This window comes from Mycobacterium paraterrae (assembly GCF_022430545.2).
In the GTDB taxonomy this organism is placed as follows: Bacteria; Actinomycetota; Actinomycetes; order Mycobacteriales; family Mycobacteriaceae; genus Mycobacterium; species Mycobacterium paraterrae.
In genome coordinates this window covers 2,220,451-2,236,775 of sequence record NZ_CP092488.2, presented here as the reverse complement: position 1 = coordinate 2,236,775, position 16,325 = coordinate 2,220,451, and the positions used below count along the sequence as shown (strand labels likewise).

Annotated in this window: 14 protein-coding genes; 6 read left to right on the top strand and 8 right to left on the bottom strand. The window is 63.8% G+C overall.

The genetic code is table 11. From position 1 onward, the window contains the following. Both MKK62_RS10685 and MKK62_RS10680 read left to right on the top strand, forming a co-directional pair. Entirely contained in the window at positions 1 to 1,299 is a 1,299-nt protein-coding gene (locus tag MKK62_RS10685) for an acyl-CoA dehydrogenase family protein (protein WP_240261103.1), read from the top strand. 291 nt (positions 1,300 to 1,590) lie between these two features. Then, entirely contained in the window at positions 1,591 to 1,830 is a 240-nt protein-coding gene (locus MKK62_RS10680; protein ID WP_240261104.1) for a hypothetical protein, read from the top strand. A gap of 84 nt (positions 1,831 to 1,914) precedes the next feature. Here MKK62_RS10680 and MKK62_RS10675 read toward each other — a convergent pair whose 3' ends face one another. Beyond that, on the bottom strand, positions 1,915 to 2,700 hold the full coding sequence (locus MKK62_RS10675; RefSeq protein ID WP_240261105.1) for an SDR family NAD(P)-dependent oxidoreductase: 786 nt from the start codon (positions 2,698 to 2,700) through the stop codon (positions 1,915 to 1,917). 423 nt (positions 2,701 to 3,123) lie between these two features. Here MKK62_RS10675 and MKK62_RS10670 point away from each other — a divergent pair, with 423 nt between their 5' ends. The 3 genes from MKK62_RS10670 (at position 3,124) to MKK62_RS10660 (ending at position 6,618) form a co-directional block, all read left to right on the top strand. Then, a complete protein-coding gene (locus MKK62_RS10670) occupies positions 3,124 to 4,851 on the top strand; it encodes a hypothetical protein (protein ID WP_240261106.1) in 1,728 nt (575 codons plus the stop codon). A gap of 211 nt (positions 4,852 to 5,062) precedes the next feature. Further along, positions 5,063 to 5,989 (top strand): class I SAM-dependent methyltransferase, encoded by a 927-nt coding sequence (locus MKK62_RS10665; protein ID WP_240261107.1) that lies wholly within the window; start codon positions 5,063 to 5,065, stop codon positions 5,987 to 5,989. A 2-nt stretch (positions 5,990 to 5,991) separates the two neighbouring features. Beyond that, positions 5,992 to 6,618: a class I SAM-dependent methyltransferase gene (locus MKK62_RS10660; protein WP_240264212.1), complete on the top strand. Its 627-nt coding sequence runs from the start codon at positions 5,992 to 5,994 to the stop codon at positions 6,616 to 6,618. 13 nt (positions 6,619 to 6,631) lie between these two features. On the opposite strand, the gene MKK62_RS10655 is transcribed toward MKK62_RS10660, so the two are convergent. The 6 genes from MKK62_RS10655 to MKK62_RS10630 all read right to left on the bottom strand — a co-directional run bounded on the left by MKK62_RS10655 (position 6,632) and on the right by MKK62_RS10630 (position 14,942). After that, positions 6,632 to 8,182 carry an MCE family protein gene (locus MKK62_RS10655; RefSeq protein ID WP_240261108.1) on the bottom strand — a complete coding sequence of 517 codons (1,551 nt, stop codon included), beginning with the start codon at positions 8,180 to 8,182 and terminating at the stop codon, positions 6,632 to 6,634. Further along, complete coding sequence (locus MKK62_RS10650) at positions 8,176 to 9,342, bottom strand: virulence factor Mce family protein (RefSeq protein WP_240264213.1); 1,167 nt, start codon at positions 9,340 to 9,342, stop codon at positions 8,176 to 8,178. Before MKK62_RS10650 ends, MKK62_RS10655 begins: the two co-directional genes overlap by 7 nt. Before the next feature lie 71 nt (positions 9,343 to 9,413). Then, positions 9,414 to 11,012, bottom strand: coding sequence for a virulence factor Mce family protein (locus MKK62_RS10645; RefSeq protein WP_240261109.1), 1,599 nt, complete (start codon positions 11,010 to 11,012; stop codon positions 9,414 to 9,416). After that, on the bottom strand, positions 11,009 to 12,601 hold the full coding sequence (locus MKK62_RS10640) for a virulence factor Mce family protein (RefSeq protein WP_240261110.1): 1,593 nt from the start codon (positions 12,599 to 12,601) through the stop codon (positions 11,009 to 11,011). The genes MKK62_RS10645 and MKK62_RS10640 overlap by 4 nt, the downstream gene beginning before the upstream one ends. Beyond that, positions 12,598 to 13,638 carry a virulence factor Mce family protein gene (locus tag MKK62_RS10635; protein WP_240261111.1) on the bottom strand — a complete coding sequence of 347 codons (1,041 nt, stop codon included), beginning with the start codon at positions 13,636 to 13,638 and terminating at the stop codon, positions 12,598 to 12,600. Before MKK62_RS10635 ends, MKK62_RS10640 begins: the two co-directional genes overlap by 4 nt. Next, on the bottom strand, positions 13,635 to 14,942 hold the full coding sequence (locus MKK62_RS10630; protein WP_240261112.1) for an MCE family protein: 1,308 nt from the start codon (positions 14,940 to 14,942) through the stop codon (positions 13,635 to 13,637). The genes MKK62_RS10635 and MKK62_RS10630 overlap by 4 nt, the downstream gene beginning before the upstream one ends. 379 nt (positions 14,943 to 15,321) lie before the next feature. Here MKK62_RS10630 and MKK62_RS10625 point away from each other — a divergent pair, with 379 nt between their 5' ends. Then, positions 15,322 to 15,843 carry a TetR/AcrR family transcriptional regulator gene (locus MKK62_RS10625; protein WP_240261113.1) on the top strand — a complete coding sequence of 174 codons (522 nt, stop codon included), beginning with the start codon at positions 15,322 to 15,324 and terminating at the stop codon, positions 15,841 to 15,843. Here the strand turns inward: MKK62_RS10625 and MKK62_RS10620 are convergent. Then, on the bottom strand, positions 15,832 to 16,287 hold the full coding sequence (locus tag MKK62_RS10620) for a DUF417 family protein (RefSeq protein ID WP_240261114.1): 456 nt from the start codon (positions 16,285 to 16,287) through the stop codon (positions 15,832 to 15,834). The genes MKK62_RS10625 and MKK62_RS10620 overlap by 12 nt on opposite strands. Positions 16,288 to 16,325: the final 38 nt, after the last annotated feature.

Genomic DNA, 16,325 nt, shown 5'->3' with positions numbered 1-16,325 from the left:
GTGGCGTGGGATTTCTCGACCGACCCGGAATGGGCCGCACAACTGAAGTGGGTCGACGAGTTCGTGCGGGCCGAATGTGAGCCAATCGATCTGATCGTCAAGGAGTCCCACGACCTCAACGACCCGGTTCGCCAAGCGCTGATACCGCCCCTGCAGGCGATCGTCAAAGAGCGCGGATTGTGGGCCACTCATCTGGGACCACATCTCGGTGGGCCCGGTTACGGTCAAGTGAAACTCGCCCTGCTCAACGAGATCCTGGGCCGGTCCGAGTGTGCCCCGATCGTATTCGGTTCACAGGCGCCGGATTCCGGCAACAGCGAGATACTGGCCCATTACGGAAGCCCGGAACTCAAGCGGCGCTACCTCGAGCCGCTGCTGGATAATCGGATCGTTTCTTGCTTCTCGATGACCGAGCCGCAAGGCGGCGCGGACCCGAAGGTCTTCACCACCACCGCTACCCAGGACGGCGACCACTGGGTCATCAACGGAGAGAAGTGGTATTCGTCATTCGCATCGATGGCTTCGTTCATCATCGTGATGGCGATGACGGATCCGGATGCTTCGCCCTACCAACGGTATTCGATGTTCGTGCTCCCCGGTGACACTCCGGGCATCAACGTCCTACGCGACGTCGGACTCGGTTACCAACCGCTCGGCGGTGGTGGCCGGGAGGGATACGTCCGCTACGAGAACGTGCGGGTACCCCATGATCACATGCTCGGTCCGAGAGGTGGCGCGTTCGCGGTGGCGCAAACCAGGCTGGGAGGCGGCCGCATCCATCATGCTATGCGCACGGTCGGGCTGGTACGCCGCATCTTCGACATGATCTGCGAACGCGCTGTATCTCGATACACCCAGGGCACCGTTCTTGCGGACAAACAGATGGTGCAGGAGATGGTCGCGGACTCGTGGATGGAGATCGAGGCATTTCGGCTGTTGACCCTGCAAACCGCCTGGAAGATCGATCAATTCAACGACTACCAGGCGGTGCGAGGCGATATCTCAGCGGTGAAGGCGATGATGCAGAAAGTGCTTCACGACGTGTCGGCGCGGGCGTTGCAGATTCACGGGTCACTAGGGACGTCGCATGAAATGCCCTTCGTGCAATACCTCACCGAATCCTTCGTGTTGGGCCTCGCCGACGGGCCCACTGAGGTGCACAAGGTGACACTGGCCCGGTTGCTGCTCAAAGATTATGAGCCCTCCCCTGACCTCTTCCCCTCCGAGCACATCCTGCGGTTGCGCGACGCGGCGGAGAAGAAGTTCGCCGATGTGCTCGCCGGCATACCACGCAATTAACTGCCCACTCGGACAACTGTTTTCGTGCGGTACAACTGGCGGTTGCCCATCCGTGCCGCTCGACACCGTATGCGCGCCGATCCGGGTCAGCGGGCGCTCATACTAGACGCCGCAGAAGTGCTGCGGCCACTGCAAGAGGTGATGGATCCCAGTGGCCTCGACCTCATTACGCGGGTTACTTCGTCGGCGCGTACTGCCCGCAGTTCGCTAGCTGACGGCGGCCGCCAGATCCGCGGTGCACCGACATCCTCAGCCGGTAATATTGAGGCAGCCTTATTCGGGAGAGCCGCAATGATCACAAAAGTCCTCGTCGCAACTGCTATCGCCGTGTCCGCAGGGTTGATCGCCGCGACTCCTTCGATCGCCGACCCGGCATCGTTCGGCGACCTCTCCTGCACGTGCCAAGACCCGGCGCCGCTGGGGGCGTTCCCATTCGGCCCGCCCGCCGGAGACCCGGTCGATCAGGGAATCCGACAAGGCTTCGCCGACACCAGTCCTGGTACGTTGCCGGACGGCGTCCCACACAGTTAGTCAAGCAGGTCGCGCGCTGAACCAATTGGGTTTCGGCACTTCGGTTCTCATCGCCTCCCAGCCGATGGTCGCGAGTTCGTCCTTTTAGTGCAACCACCCGATTTCACGCAGGAACGGCTGCGTGTGGGCGATCCTGCCGGTCATCGCCTTGGGGTCCGCGGTGACGAGTGTCAGCGCGGTTTGAGTGATGAGTTCGATGCCCTCGGTGTCAGCCTTGGCCAGATCGAGCGCGCCGGCACCTTCGGTCGCGACGGGCTTGGACGGCGCAGCGGCGTTGACGGCGATCCCGTCGTTAAAGAGCTCTGCCGCAAAGCTTTTGGTGAGTCTGTTCAGTGCCGCCTTTACCGTGCCATAGACCCCAAAGCCGGCCGCCCGATCGAACTCGTCGAACGGCGGGCCGTCCGGCAGGTCGCCGCCGACCGAGGTGATGTTCAGCACCCAGCCGCAGCCCCGTTCCCGCATTGCCGGAATCGCCAGTTGAGTGAGATGCATCGGCGCCAGGAGGTGCATTTCGATCATCAACCGAGCGCGGCGATCCGGAAACTCGTCGAGCGGCCGCAGAAAGGTGACCGCCGCGTTGTTCACCAGAATGTCGGGCGCGCCGGCCTTTTCGACGAGTTCGCTGAACAACCGTTCGCGGTCTTCGGGTTTCGACAGATCAGCCTGAATGGCGACCGCGGATCCGCCTGCGGCAGTGATCTCTTCGCGAGTTTGTTGTAGCGACCCGTGATACTTCGGATCGGGGTCCATCGTGCGGGCAGTGATCCCGACCGTGGCGCCTTCGGCGGCCAACCGCTGCGCGATCGCCTTGCCCAGACCGCGGCTGGCACCCGTCACCAGAGCCACCTTCGCGTCGCACAATCCTGCCATCGCTCCACCCACTCTCATAACGGGCGATAACGGCTTCTCGTTTAGAGAGAATGCTATTCCGCCGAGAATCGAAGTATAGAGATCGCCGACGGCGATCTGTCGTCGGTCACATTTACTGAGCGGGCGCTGAGTGGGGCTGGAAGTCGACCAGTCGTCGGGACACACCGTCCCGCGCGTCAACGTCAACGCTCTGAACTGGTCATTTAGGCAACGACCTGCGTGATTTCGCCTGCTGACAAGGTGTCAATAAGCTGGGAACTCCCTGTCAACCTGAGATTTACCCAAGATTTTGTATTGACTGCCTATATTACCCCTGAGTAAAGTCCGGTGACGTTACTCACAAGTAACACCACGCCCACTCTGCATCACACGAACGAACACGTAGGAGTGAGATCTGTGCAAAAACGCTTGATATTGGCTGGCATGGCGGCCACGGGCGGGTTGATTACCACGGCATTTCTGCAGGCGGCCGTCGCGGCCGCGGACGCCGGCGCCGATGCCTTCACGATCGGCGGCTTCACTTTCGACCCGCAGTTAGCGGCCGGTGGCGAGGGCTTCGACCCCGTCTTCCAGCTAACCACGACGCCGCCCCTGTTGGAACTTGGCGGCGGCACGGCACTCGGGCTTCCACTCGCGACTCAGGCCTTCAACGTCTACGACCCCACCAACGGCACCGAGTTGGGCAGCATTCAGGGCAACGAGACGGTGACCGAGCTTTTCGGGCTGACCAATGCGGAATTCACGGTTGGCAGCGTCGACCCGACCGGCAGTGCCACCGACGCAAACCTGCCGACAGTGGGATCGGTCTACGACGTCTTCAACCTCGGCAACGGGTACGAAAACGTCTACGTCGCCACCCCGGGTGCTGACGGCACCGTTACCGACACCCTCATCACCCCTTTCGGTAACGAAGACCTCAACTCTCTGTTCACATTCAACGCGGCGGACCCGCTCAACCCTGGCGACGCCTTCACCGGCCTCGAGGTGGGCAACATCAGCGGCGCTGCGGATGCCTTCAGCATCGCCGGATACACGCTGGACCCCCAGTTGGCAGCCGGCGGTGAGGGTTTCGACACGATCGCACCGCTGGCGACCGCTGCGCCGTTCTTGGAAATCGGAGGCTCGTCGCTGGGGGACCCCGTTAATTCCAGCCTGTCCAGCCAGGCGTTTGAGGTTCTCAACAGCAGCGGGACCGAGATCGGCACGATCAACACCGGTGTCGACGTAACGAACCTGTTCGGGTTGACCAATACGCAGCTTGTGGTGGAGCAAGGCAGCGAGGTGGGGCAGGGCCTCCCGACTCAGGGCACCGTGCTCGACGCGATGAACTTCGGTCACGGCTACGAGAATGTTTACACCGCGACTCCGGACGTCACGACCGACGGTGTGACCACCCCGGGCACGGTGACCGACACTCTGGTGACGCCGTACGGCAACATCAACCTCGACTCGCTGTTCGGCACTGTTAACTACGCCAATCCGCTGGATCCGGGTGACGCGGTTACCGGTCTGCAGGCTGGGGACGGTGCAATCGGCGCCGACGCGTTCACCATCGGCGGTGTGACTTTCGACCCGACTTTGGCGAGTGGCGGCGAAGGCTTCACCCCGGTCGAGCAGCTTGTCGGTGCCCCACCGTTCCTGGACCTGGGTGGCGGTACGCCGACCATCATATTGGGCGGAACGCCGATTCCGCTGTCGCTGGCGACGCAGGACTTCAACATCTACGACGGCAGCGCGTCGACCGATCAGATCGGCTGCATCGAAACCACGGAAAACGTGACCAACCTGCTCGGTCTCACCAACACCGAGTTCACCGTCACCGGTGGCACGTTGGCGGCGGATGCTCCTGCCGGCGCGGCGATTCCGACCGACGGATCGGTCTACGACGTCCTCAACTTCGGTGGTGGCTTCGAGAACATCTACACCGCGATTCCGGGTGTGGACGGCGCGGCCGCGCAGATCAGCGACGTCCTGGCGACACCGTTCGGGAACGTCGACCTGAGCGACCTGTTCGGCGGTATCGACGCCACGGCGTTGCTCAACCCGGGCGATGCCTTCACCGCGGGCCTCGAAGCGCTGACTTCGGCAGCCACCGATGCAGGTGCCGGCGCAGCCACCGCAATCGACCCGCTGTCCTTCCTCGGGCTGTAGGTCGACCAGCACTACCCAGACATCCCGGGACCCGAAAGGGCCCGGGATGTCTGGCGTTGGCCCTCGGCCGAGTGGCCAGTTATGTACGGATTTGGGCGTTTGCCGTGCGAAAACTGGCCACTCGAGCTGCTCAAACCGCGCGAAGTTGATAGATCGACTAAATACTTGCTAGGCTAACTAAGTACGTCCCGACTATCTGAAGGAGCAGGCAATGCCCCGCACCGATAACGACTCCTGGGACCTCGCAACCAGCGTTGGAGCAACAGCCACGATGGTTGCCGCGGCCCGTGCCGTCGCCACCAAAGCCGACAACCCCCTCATCAACGACCAGTATGCCGAGCCACTCGTCCGAGCCGTCGGGGTCGATTTCCTGACCCGGTGGGCCGCCGGTGACCTCGACATCGCCGAGGTCGACAGCGAGGATTCGACCTGGAAACTGCAGCAGATGCCCGACGCGATGGCCGTCCGGACCCGCTTTTTCGACGCGTTCTTCGCTGACGCGACGCAGGCCGGCATCCGCCAGGCGGTGATCCTGGCCTCAGGTCTCGACGCCCGCGCCTACCGGCTGGACTGGCCGGCCGGTATGACCGTCTTCGAGGTCGACCAGCCAGAGGTGATCGCGTTCAAGACCCAAACGCTGTCCGAGCTCGGCGCGAACCCGACCACCGACCGTCGCGCAGTGGCGATCGACCTGCGCAACGACTGGCCGACCGCGCTTGCCGAGGCCGGTTTCGACAAGAGCCAGCCGACCGCGTGGATCGCCGAGGGACTGCTGGGCTACCTGCCGCCAGAGGCGCAAGACCGGTTGCTGGACAACATTTCTGAGCTCAGCGCCGACGGCAGCCGGCTGGCCACCGAGGCCATCCCGGACGCCAGCGGTGTCGACGAGGAGAAGGTCCGCGAGACGATGCGCAAAGCCACCGACAAGTGGCGCGCGCACGGATTCGACCTCGACTTCGACGAGCTCGGCTACCAGGGCGAGCGCAACGACGTCGCCGCGTACATGGACGGGCTGGGCTGGCGATCGGTCGGCCGACCGATGAGCCAGCTGTTGGTCGAGAACGGGCTGCCGCCGGTTCCGGAGTCCAGCGACTCGGTATCGCTCGGCGACACCATCTACTACACCTCGATCAAGTGACGCTGACACCGCCGCGTCGCGGTTTCAACGACATCGTCACCCGGTTCTGGGGGGTGGCCGCCCCGGCCTACAACCTGCCCTTCCTGCAGCAGTGGGTCTACCGCCCGGCGCACGACGAGGTGGTCGCGCAACTGCGCGACCACCTGTCGGCGCGCGTAGCCGATATCGCCTGCGGCACAGGCATTCTGGCCGACCGCATCCAGCGGGATCTGCATCCGGCCGAGGTGTACGGCGTCGACATGTCCGAAGGCATGCTCAAGCAGGCTCAGTCGCGATCCAGTGAAGTCGACTGGCGGCGCGGCCCGGCTGAGCAACTGCCCTTCGACGACCAAACGCTGGACGCGGTCGTGACGACGTCGGCCTTCCACTTCTTCGACCAACCGGCGGCACTGCGCGAATTTCACCGCGTGCTCTCCCCCGGTGGGCTGGTAGCCGTGTCGACGATGAGCGCGCGGCGGCGGATCGTGCCGGGCAGCACCTGGGCGCCCCAGCACAATCCGACACCGGCCGAGATGCGCCGGCTGTTCGAGGATGCCGGTTTCACCGTCGTCGAGCAGCGTCGGGTGCGCCGTCCGCTATGGACGCAACCGATCGGCGACCTGTTCACGGCGGGCGTGAAGAGCCAATAAGCGTCGAGCGGATTCAGCCACCGGGCGCCAACATCTGCTTCCACCCGTCATCGCCTGTGTTAGTTGAGTTTTCGAGGGAGTACTTGACTCCGTCCGGCCCAACCACACGGCCGTTCTGCGGGTTGTAGAGCGCCGGGGGGCCGGGGGCCGGCGTGAAAATGCACGGGTTGGGCTGTTGCCCGTTGCACTGCACGGACCCCGAGCCCGGCCGCTGCAACGGATCGCTGACCGGAGGCGGTGTCCCCGCCACCCGGTCGGCCGGCGCGGGGTTGAGGCCGTTGTCGACCGTGGGCGCGGGAATCACTCTGCCTGGATCCACCGGCTGATCGCATCGCGCGGCGGGCGCGGGACAGTTGCGGATCTGGTTCGGGTCGCCGTACCACGGGTTGGTGCCCAATGGAACGTATGGGTCCTTACTGCGGCACTCCCGAGGCGTCGCCGCCCGCTTCCCGGGGACATCGGCGCAGGGAAGGTTGCGCGAACCGCGCACGCTGTTGGACGGAGTGTCCTGCGGGATCTTGCAGTACAGACCGGCCGGTACCGGCTGGGAACTGACGTCGGCCGGCGACCGCCACTCCGAAGCTGGAAGGAAGCCGGTCAGGCACGGTGGCGGCTGATTGATCGCCAGGGTGAGGTCCTGCAAAGCCTCGCCTGGGAACGTCCCCACGACGGTCTGCGCGGACGAGGCACCCGACGGCAAGTACACCAGCATTTGCTCGACGCCTTTGTTGTAGCGCTTGAGCATTTCCGCCACGACCTCGACGTTTGCCAGCGTCTGCGGCAGCGACTCACGTACGTCACTGAATAGCGCGTCGACCTGATCGCCGGTGGGCGCGGCTTGAGCCAGGATGCTCTGCACGTGCTGGTCGTTCCTCGCGGCCTGGGCGGCCAGGGTATTCAGGTTGCGCGTCCATTGCCTGATCGCCCCACCTGTTTCCACCTGACTGTCCAGGATCGGCCCGGAGTGCTTGATGATGTCGTTGACGTCGGCGATGTTGGTCTTGAAATCACCGGTGATGGCCTGGGTCGCATCGACCATCCGTTCCAGTGCAGGCCCGAGGCCGCCCACCGCTTGAGACGTCTCATCGAGCAGTGACGCAATCTTGTCCTTCGGCAGCGCCGCCAGGCCACGGTTGGCGGCGTCCAGCGTTGCACCGATGTCCGTGGGCACTGTGCCCTTGGTGATGGTCTGGCCGGCCGAAAGGTACTTGTCGGGATTGTGCGCTGAGACGAGGTCCAGATACTGCTCACCGACCGCCGACACAGAATGTACGTTCGCCGTCACGTCGACCGGGATCTTGTGCTTGCTGCCGATGCTCATCGTGGCCCGGACCCCGTCCTCGGTGGGCTGGACATCGGTCACCTTGCCGACGTTGATGCCGCGGTAGGTCACGTTCGCCGTGGGATACAGGCCGCCGGACTCGGGCAATTCCGCTTGCAGGGTGTATTGGCCGATGCCCGCCAGGCTGGGAAGCCGCAGGTAGTACCAGCCCAGCACGACGATCGCGACCACCGTCAAGACCGCAAACACCCTGAGTTGGCGGCGAATGAACCGAGTCAGCACTGTTTGTCCCCCCTCTCGACCAGTGGCCCGCCGGGCGCATCGTTGGGGTTCGACGTGTAGCGGACATCCGGGATCATCGTCTCGGGGTCACGGCCATACGACTGCTCGACTGCGCGGAGCGCTCCCGAGAACCCGGTGCCGGTGAGGAAGGCGTTGTCGATGGAGCTGAGCGTCAGGTCGAGCTTCAGCGAGAGGTTGAAGTAGTCGCCTCGGAACGCTTTCGGCACCGAGTCAACGTCGAAGGGCTGGGTGAACAGATACTTCAGTGCGCCTTGCAGATCCGGCGCGCCGCGGCCGAGCTCCTTCAACGGGCATTGAAGCGACTGCAAGTCGGTGTGCAGGTTGGCACGCGACGGCCCCAGATACTGGTCGACGGCCTCACTCAGCCCGCCTACCGCGTCGACCGCGTTGATCAGGAGCTGTTTCTTGTCCGCGAAATGCTGGACCAGTGGCGGGAATTCGGTCAGAACCCGGTCAAGAACATCCGCGCGGGGAGCAACGCGAGCCAGCAGCCGGTTGGTGGAATCGATGGCGTGGATGGTGTCACCGCGTTGCTGGTTGAGCTGGTCGGTGAAGGTGTCCAGCTTCCCCAGCAACGCACGGATCTGCTCGGCACGCCCGCTGACGATGTTGTAGATCTCATTCTGGACCGCCTCGAGGTTGGGGATGCCGCCACCGCGAAGCACCAGGGCGAGGCTGGCCAGCGTTTGCTCGACGGTTGGGTAGGACGACGAGTTCGCCAGCCGGATCGTGTCGCCATTCTTCAGCGGCTGCGGCGACGGGTCAGGGGGCGAGGCAAGCTCCACGTGCTGAGAACCCAGCAAGGTCGTCTGCCCAATCTTGGCGGTCGCGTTCCTGGGCAGACTGACGTCCTTGTTCAACCCGAGGGTCAGCGTGGCCTTCCAGTTGTCGATCTTGATCGCGCGGACCGAACCGACGAAGACGTCGGCGACCATCACCTTGCTGTTGCCGTTGATCGCCAGCGTGTCCGGCACCTGCACGTACACCGTGTACGAGTTCGACCCGGTGCCCGGACCCCCGGGAATCGACACATTCGAGATACCACGCCAGCTCGCACACGATGTCAGCACGACGGCCGCCGTCAGCAACACCAGCGCCTGCCAGATCCGGCGCCGGGCAACGCGTCCGACCGCGCCTATCGCGCTCGTCGTGCGCCTCGTCCGTCGTTGGTTCGGCTTACTCCTCGCGCGTACCGCGCTCGTCGTGCACCTCACGAGCCTGCTCCCGTCGGTGCCTCAGCGGGCAGCGGTGCGCCGACCGGCGCGGGTGTCGGCGCTACCGGGCCGACGACTACACCTGGGCCAGGTGGCGGCGGCGGGACCGGCACCTGCGGGGCGTTCAACCCGATGGGCGGCAAGATCGGGTTCTCGTCGTACGCGTTCGGTGGTCCAGGCGGGGTTTGCAGATTGGATCGCGGGGGCACGATGTCCGGGCCACCCATCAATTCGGCCAGCGATTCCGGTGTCAATAAACCGGCCGTGATCGGCCCAACCCGCGTTCCCTGCATTCCCGGTGCGACCACCCAACCCGGTTGAGTGTTGCGGTGTGCCAACGGTGTATCCGGCACCCAAATCCCGGGGACGGTGGTGTCCTTGTAACCATTTGGCGGATGTAGGCGCGGCTCGGAATAGGCGACCTCCTTGGGAAGGATCGCCGCGGTGCTCGCCAGATTCAGCCCGAACGGCAAGTAGTTGAACTTCATCGCGTCCAATACCGGACCCAGATACTGCGCGCACAGTTCGGCAGATTCCTGATTCCCTAGCCGACTACCGGCCTGGATCGCACTGCAGATGAACTGCATCGGGTTGGCGAAGTTCGTGATCGCCGGGTTGCCGACGACAGCGCCGTGCGCCGGGTAGTAAATCTGGCCGAGGTTTCCCCACAGATTAGGCAGGACGTGCAGCACGCTTTCCAATCCGTTGCGCGGATCCGGCTGGAGCACCGTATTGGTCGCGGTCGCGAGATTGTTGACGTCGTGGGTCAACACCTCGTGGTTCTTGGCCAAGAATGGACGCAGCGTCGAGAGTAAGCCGTCGAACTGCTGTAGGGCGTTGGCCAGATCATGATCGGACCCGGTCAAGCTGGTGGTGAACTGCGAAAGGTTCTTGTTCAGCGCCACGAACTTCTGGTCGTCTTGGTGTAGGTCGTTGACGAACATCGCCAGGCTGCGCACGACCGCGAACAAGTCGCCGCGGCCCTCGTTGAGGGCGGTCAACGTGCGCGACAGGCTGTCGAACGTGGTGTTGATCTGCTTGCCTTTGCCGGCCAGCCCAGTGGCGAACGAGTCGATTGCCTCGCCGAACGGGCCCTCGGGCTGTTCTTTCGTCGGGCCGAGCTCCGACACGATGTTGGTGACCGAATTGCGCAGTTCATCCCATTCGGTGGGCACCTGGGTGCGTTCGACCGGAATCACCGCGTGATCGCCCATCACCGGCCCACCGTTGTAGGGCGGCTCCAACTGAATGTTGCGTGAGGCGACCAAGGTTGGGTTGAGGATGACCGCGGAGGCGTTGGCGGGCACCTTGTACTTGTTGCTGTAGTGAAAGGTCACCTTCATCTTGTCGCCGACAGGCTCGATTTTGTCGATCGAGCCCACTCCCGCACCCATGATCTGGACTTCGTCGCCCGGATAGATCGCGTCGGCCCGCGGGAAATAGGCGTCCACCGTGTTGGTGGTCAGCTCGCGGTAGATCCGTCCGCCGATGAACACGACGAGCACGGCAACCGCCACCACCAATGACGCGACGATCAGCGACGCCCGGGACCTTCTCGGGAGCCTAAGGTTGCGAATATCCAAGCGGGTACTCAATTCTGACTACCTCCCTGCGCGCCGCTGCCTCCCGTTCCGCCGGGATTGATGAAGGGCGCCGGAAGGTTGGCGCCGGGTCCCGCAGGTGCCGCGGGCACGACCAACGGCGGCGGGGGTGGTGCCGCCGCCGGATTGGCGGGTGCGGGTCCCGGCAGCGGTCCCAGCGGCTCCGTGCGGGCACCCGGGGCCGCGTTCGGCGGCAGCGGCACCGGCGTGCCGGGGACGTCGGGTTGCACCTCGCCCGGCCGCCCGGCGATCGGGATCCCCGGTGTCGGCGGGAGACCGTTCGGGTTGGGTGGCGACGTCGCGACGTCGATCGGCGCGGGGAAGCTGCCGCCGAACGGCGCCAGATCCAATCCCGCACAGGGCAGTGGGTTTCCTGGCCTTGGCAACGAGTCCGGCGACGGCGTATACGAGCACGGTGTGCCGGGCGGCACAGCCGGTCCCGGGTGATCCGGGGTTCCTTCCCGCACCGGTGGCGCCGGCGGCGGTGCGCCGTTGGGAAACCGCGTGCCGTTCGGGTCGGGGAACCGGAAGGCCGGCAAACCGGCATTGCGCCAGAATTCCTCCGGGTCGATACCGCGCTTCTTGAAGGCGGCGTCCACCCACGGCTGCAAAATCCAATAAGGCAGCAGGTTGGCCAGCGACACCTTGAAATACGGCCCCGAGGCAATGGCCTCGTTGAGCCCGGCCGTGAATTTGGCTGCGATCGAGAGTGATTGGGCCAAATCGTCCTTGCGCGCCACCAGCAAGTCGCTGACGACCCGTAATTGCTCGAGCACGTGATTAAGGTTCGGGTTGTCGTTCACGAGGTTCCGCACCTGGGCTGAGAACGCGGACACGTTGTCCAGAAGTGTGCTGATCGCCCGGCTGCGCTCGTTGAACGCGGCCAGCAGGTCGTTCGAGTTCACCAGGAGACGGTCGACCTGTGGGCCGCGATCACTCAACACCCGGGCCACTTTGTTCGCCTGCGTCAGCAGGTGCTTGACGTCGTCGTCGCGCTTGCCGATGGTGTCGGAGAACTTGGCCACCCCGTCGAGTGCGGCGCTCAAATGCGGGTAGGTCTGATTAATGGTCTGCGACAACACATTCAGCGACTGTTTGACGGTGTCGATGTTCCAGCCGGCGGCGGCCTTGGTGGCATCGGAGAAGGCGTCGTAGATCTGGTACGGCGTGGTGCTCTGGGCCAGTGGCAGCACACCGCCCGGCCGTAGCGTCTGGTTGCCCCGCGGTTCGATTTGGAGCACCTTCTTGCCCAAGATGGTGTCCGTGCGGACAGCCAGCCGGCTTTCGGTGCCAATCGTGTTGGCACCGATCGAAAACTTCATCGTGATGTGGTTGCCGTCGATCTTGACGTCCTCCACGCTGCCGACGTTCATGCCGGTGATGCGCACCTTGTCACCCTTTTTGAGGCCACCGGTGTTGCCGAATTGCCCGTAGTAGCTGGGGCTGGCGAACAACATCGGGACACTGGTGAACGTCTGGCCCACGGCGACGCCCAGCACCACCACCACGAGACCCATGACTCCGAGCCGGGACCGGTTGGGAGGGTCGAGCAGCTGATTTTTGAGGGCACCCCAGGTTGTCATTGCGGCGTGCACCTTCCCGTGGGCTGCCCCCAGATTTTGACCGTGCGGACGGGACCGCCGGGCTGCAGCCCGTTTTCCATCAGCGTGATGTCGCAGACGTAGAAGTTCACCCAGTCGCCGTACACCCCGATGGAGCGGCCGATCTGGTTCAACGCGTTGGGGAACCGCTGGATCAGGTCGTTGTACTGGTCGCGCTGGTCGACGATCGGCTGCTGCACAGTCTCGAGGTAGTCCAGCGATTTGTGCAGCAGAGTGCGGTTGTCAGACAACAGATCGGCTACCACTCCCGCGCCCTCGCTGATGTGGGCGGTGTTGGCAGCCAACGAGTCACCGTGGTCCGCGAGCCCCGTGATGAGCTTCTCAAAATTGTCGATGGTCTGGTCGAACTCGATGCGATGGCGGACCGTGGTGTCCAAGACAACGTTGAGATTTTTGATCACCTCGCCGATGGCCTCATCGCGCTCGGCGAGGTGTGACGTGAGCTGTGCAGTCTGATCGAGGATGTCGCTGATGGTGCCGCCCTGACCCTGGAAAACGGTGACGATAGCCGAGGCGATGGTGTTGATCTTCTGCGGATCGAGCGCCTTGAACAGAGGTTTGAAGCCGCCGATCAGCGCGTCGAGATCCAGGGCCGGCTGGGTGTGCGACACCGGGATGAACCCGCCCGGCGGCAGTACCCGGTCGGCGCCTTCGCCTTCACCACGCTTGAGTTCGAGGTAGCGGTCGCCCACCAGGTTGAGGTAGCGGATCTGCGCGGTCGTCGACTGGTACAGCGGAAGCGCTCGGTCGACGGTGAAGTCCACCCGTATCCGCTTACCGCCGTCGACAAGCTTCATGCTCTTGACTTTGCCGACCTCCACCCCGGAGGCGCGGACGAACTGACCGTCCTGCAACCCACTGGCATCGCTGAAATCAGCGGAGTAGGTGTTGGTCCGGTCGAAGCGGATCTGACCGAATACCACCACGATCAACGCAGTGAAGAACACCAGCACCGCGCTGACGGAGCCGAGCCGGACGAGGGTTCCAGTGATTTTCATGGGTTGATCGTGTTGTCCCCTACTTGACGGCCCCAGACGTACTCGGTTGCGTAAGGCGACCCAGTCTCGATGTGGTTGTACGGTGCGATCTCGGCGCCGATGTCCATCACCGTCGAAGGGGCCGGCCAGAGCTGCCTCGTAATCGGCTGCCAACAGCCCGGTGCACCGCCCGGGCCGCCGTGGGCATTCACCCGCGGCAGATTGTCCGGGTACACATAGGGATTCGGCGCCCCGGCGACCAAACCGGCCAGACCCAACTGGCCGAGGGATAGCGCTGTGCCGGCCAGCCCCGCCGGACTGAGCAAAAGGCCTGCACCAGAGAGAACTTCGGAGCGGGCCCGTAGCGCATAGCCGTTTCCGCCACCCACTGCGGCGTAGACCTGTGGTTCGACGTCGTGGTAATTGCGTATCGTGCAAAAGATTTCGGGACTGTAGGTGTCCAGGAGCTTGAGGGTGGGCGTCAGGTCGGCGAGTTGCCGCTGTAGATAAGGTCCACCGCGACGAACAATATCTGCGCCACTATTACCGAACCCGGCCGCGGCCAACAATGCCTGATCCAGGTCGTTCTGCTGACGGCGCAGTGTGCGCGACGTGGTTACCGCACTGTCGAGAAAGTCCAACAGGTCTGGCGCAGCATCGGCATAAATGTCGCCAAGGGCCGCCAACTGCTGGATATCGTGACGGATCTGGGGCATCTGCGGGTTCACGTCATCGAGGACGGAGTTCGCATTGACCAACGCCTGCCCGAACTTGTCGCCGAGCCCATTCAACGCCTGGGCGGCCGCGCTCAGCGTCAGGTTCACCTTGACCGGGTCCACTTTCTCGGCGATCGACGTGATCGTCTGGAACAGCGTATTGACTTCCGTCGTCACCGACCTGGCATCAATTACATCGTGCGAGGTGATCCGTTGCGGCGTCGGCTTTTTTGGTGATTTCAGCGAGACGTACTTTTGACCGAAAACCGTGGTCGCCCTGATATTGGCGAGCACGTTGACCGGAATCAGCGTGATGTACCGCGGATACACGTCGAGGATGAGCTTGGCCGCCGGTTTGTTGTCGCGTCGGACCTCGGAAACACTTGCCACGCGGCCGATCTCGACCCCGTTGTAGGTGACCTTCGAGCCGGGTTCCATCACCAAGCCAGCGCGCGCAGACAACATGGTCAAGTGGATCTTCGGGGTGAAATAGCCTCGGAACTGTCCATACACCAGCGCGGTGATCACCACCGCGAGGACGAACATCACGAGAGCAACCCGTTTGAACGGCGGTGTGCGTGGGTCGATCGCCTTCGCTGGCGTAGTCATGACGGCTAACCCGCGACCGCGAGGTCTGGGTCGAGACCATCGAGTACAACGTCGGACAACGCGCAAGCCGCCAACACGATCAGCGAGAAGCGATCTGCAGGCGGACAGTCCCGCACGTTTCCTCCTCAACGAGACCACTGTGTACGTGGGTAGAGGCTAAACTAAACTGGCGCTAGCATATTATGACTGCGATCTCCGACGCAATGGCCGGTCGACAGGCCCAGGGGAGGATGTGATGCCGATGCGCGGTTTGACGCCGCGGCGGCGTGGAGCTGCCGCCCGAAGTCCCGGTCGGCCGCGCGCGGGCGAGCGTGTAGACACCCGGGCGGCGTTGCTCCACAGCGCCCTTGCCCTATTCGCCAGCCGAGGTTTTGCAGGCGTGACAGTCGGTGAGATCGCCACTGCGGCGGAGGTGACAGTACCGGTCATCTACCAGCGTTTTGGCAGTAAGGCCGAGCTCTTCATCGCTGTCGCCGAGGATGCCTACGACCGTGGCCTTCGCCATCTCAAGTCGGCGATTTCCGGTGTTTCGTCGTTCGATGCCGCGATCGACACCGTCCTCGACGCGGTCGCCAGCCTGAACAAACTCGATCGCCACACGACCGCGATGGTGCTGATCGCTCCGGCCGAAGCGCGGCGCTACGAGGAACTCTCCGCGGAGTTGCAGCCGACTTTGCGCCGGCTCGGCGCCTTCTTCGATGACATCGCCAAGCTTGCTCCGCCCGACCTTGCGCCGGATTCCCGCGCGCGACGCGATCTCTCCCGCGCCCTGCTCAGCGTGTGCAATGGACTCGCCAGCGCGGCAATGATGATCGACGACACCGCCGACTACGAGCGGGTAGTCGACGCGATGCGATCCCTGTTCGGCGCACGCGGTCGAACTTTGATGTCAACGCCGTGAACGGACCCGACCACCGGCGTGAAGAGTTGACGCCTGCAGGGCCTCGCCGTAACTCCACATCGCAACGCCTAGCAGCACAACGTCTTTCAGCAAAAACTGACCGGGCAACGCCGACAAGACCGGGATCGGCCCGGCGAACCGGCTGACTACCCCGGGAGTCGTGAACAGAAAGCTCAGCGTGCCGCAGAACAGCACGATCGCCAGCGCACTCCCCGCCGCGGACAACCCGGCCGAAAACGGCCGCGCGACAATGAGAATCGCGGCGACGATCTCGATCGTGCCGAGTCCGCGTGCCACGGTGCTGGCGCTAAACAGGTCGTAGACCCAATTCATCAGCGGACTGTGCTCGATCAGCACCCGGCTCTCCATTTTGACGTACTTGCCGAATCCGATCCAGGCCAGAACCAAGGCCAACCCGTACCTGCTGATCGCCTGTCCCAACATCAACGCTCCGTCCGAATCGCGCGCTACATCGTCCGTGT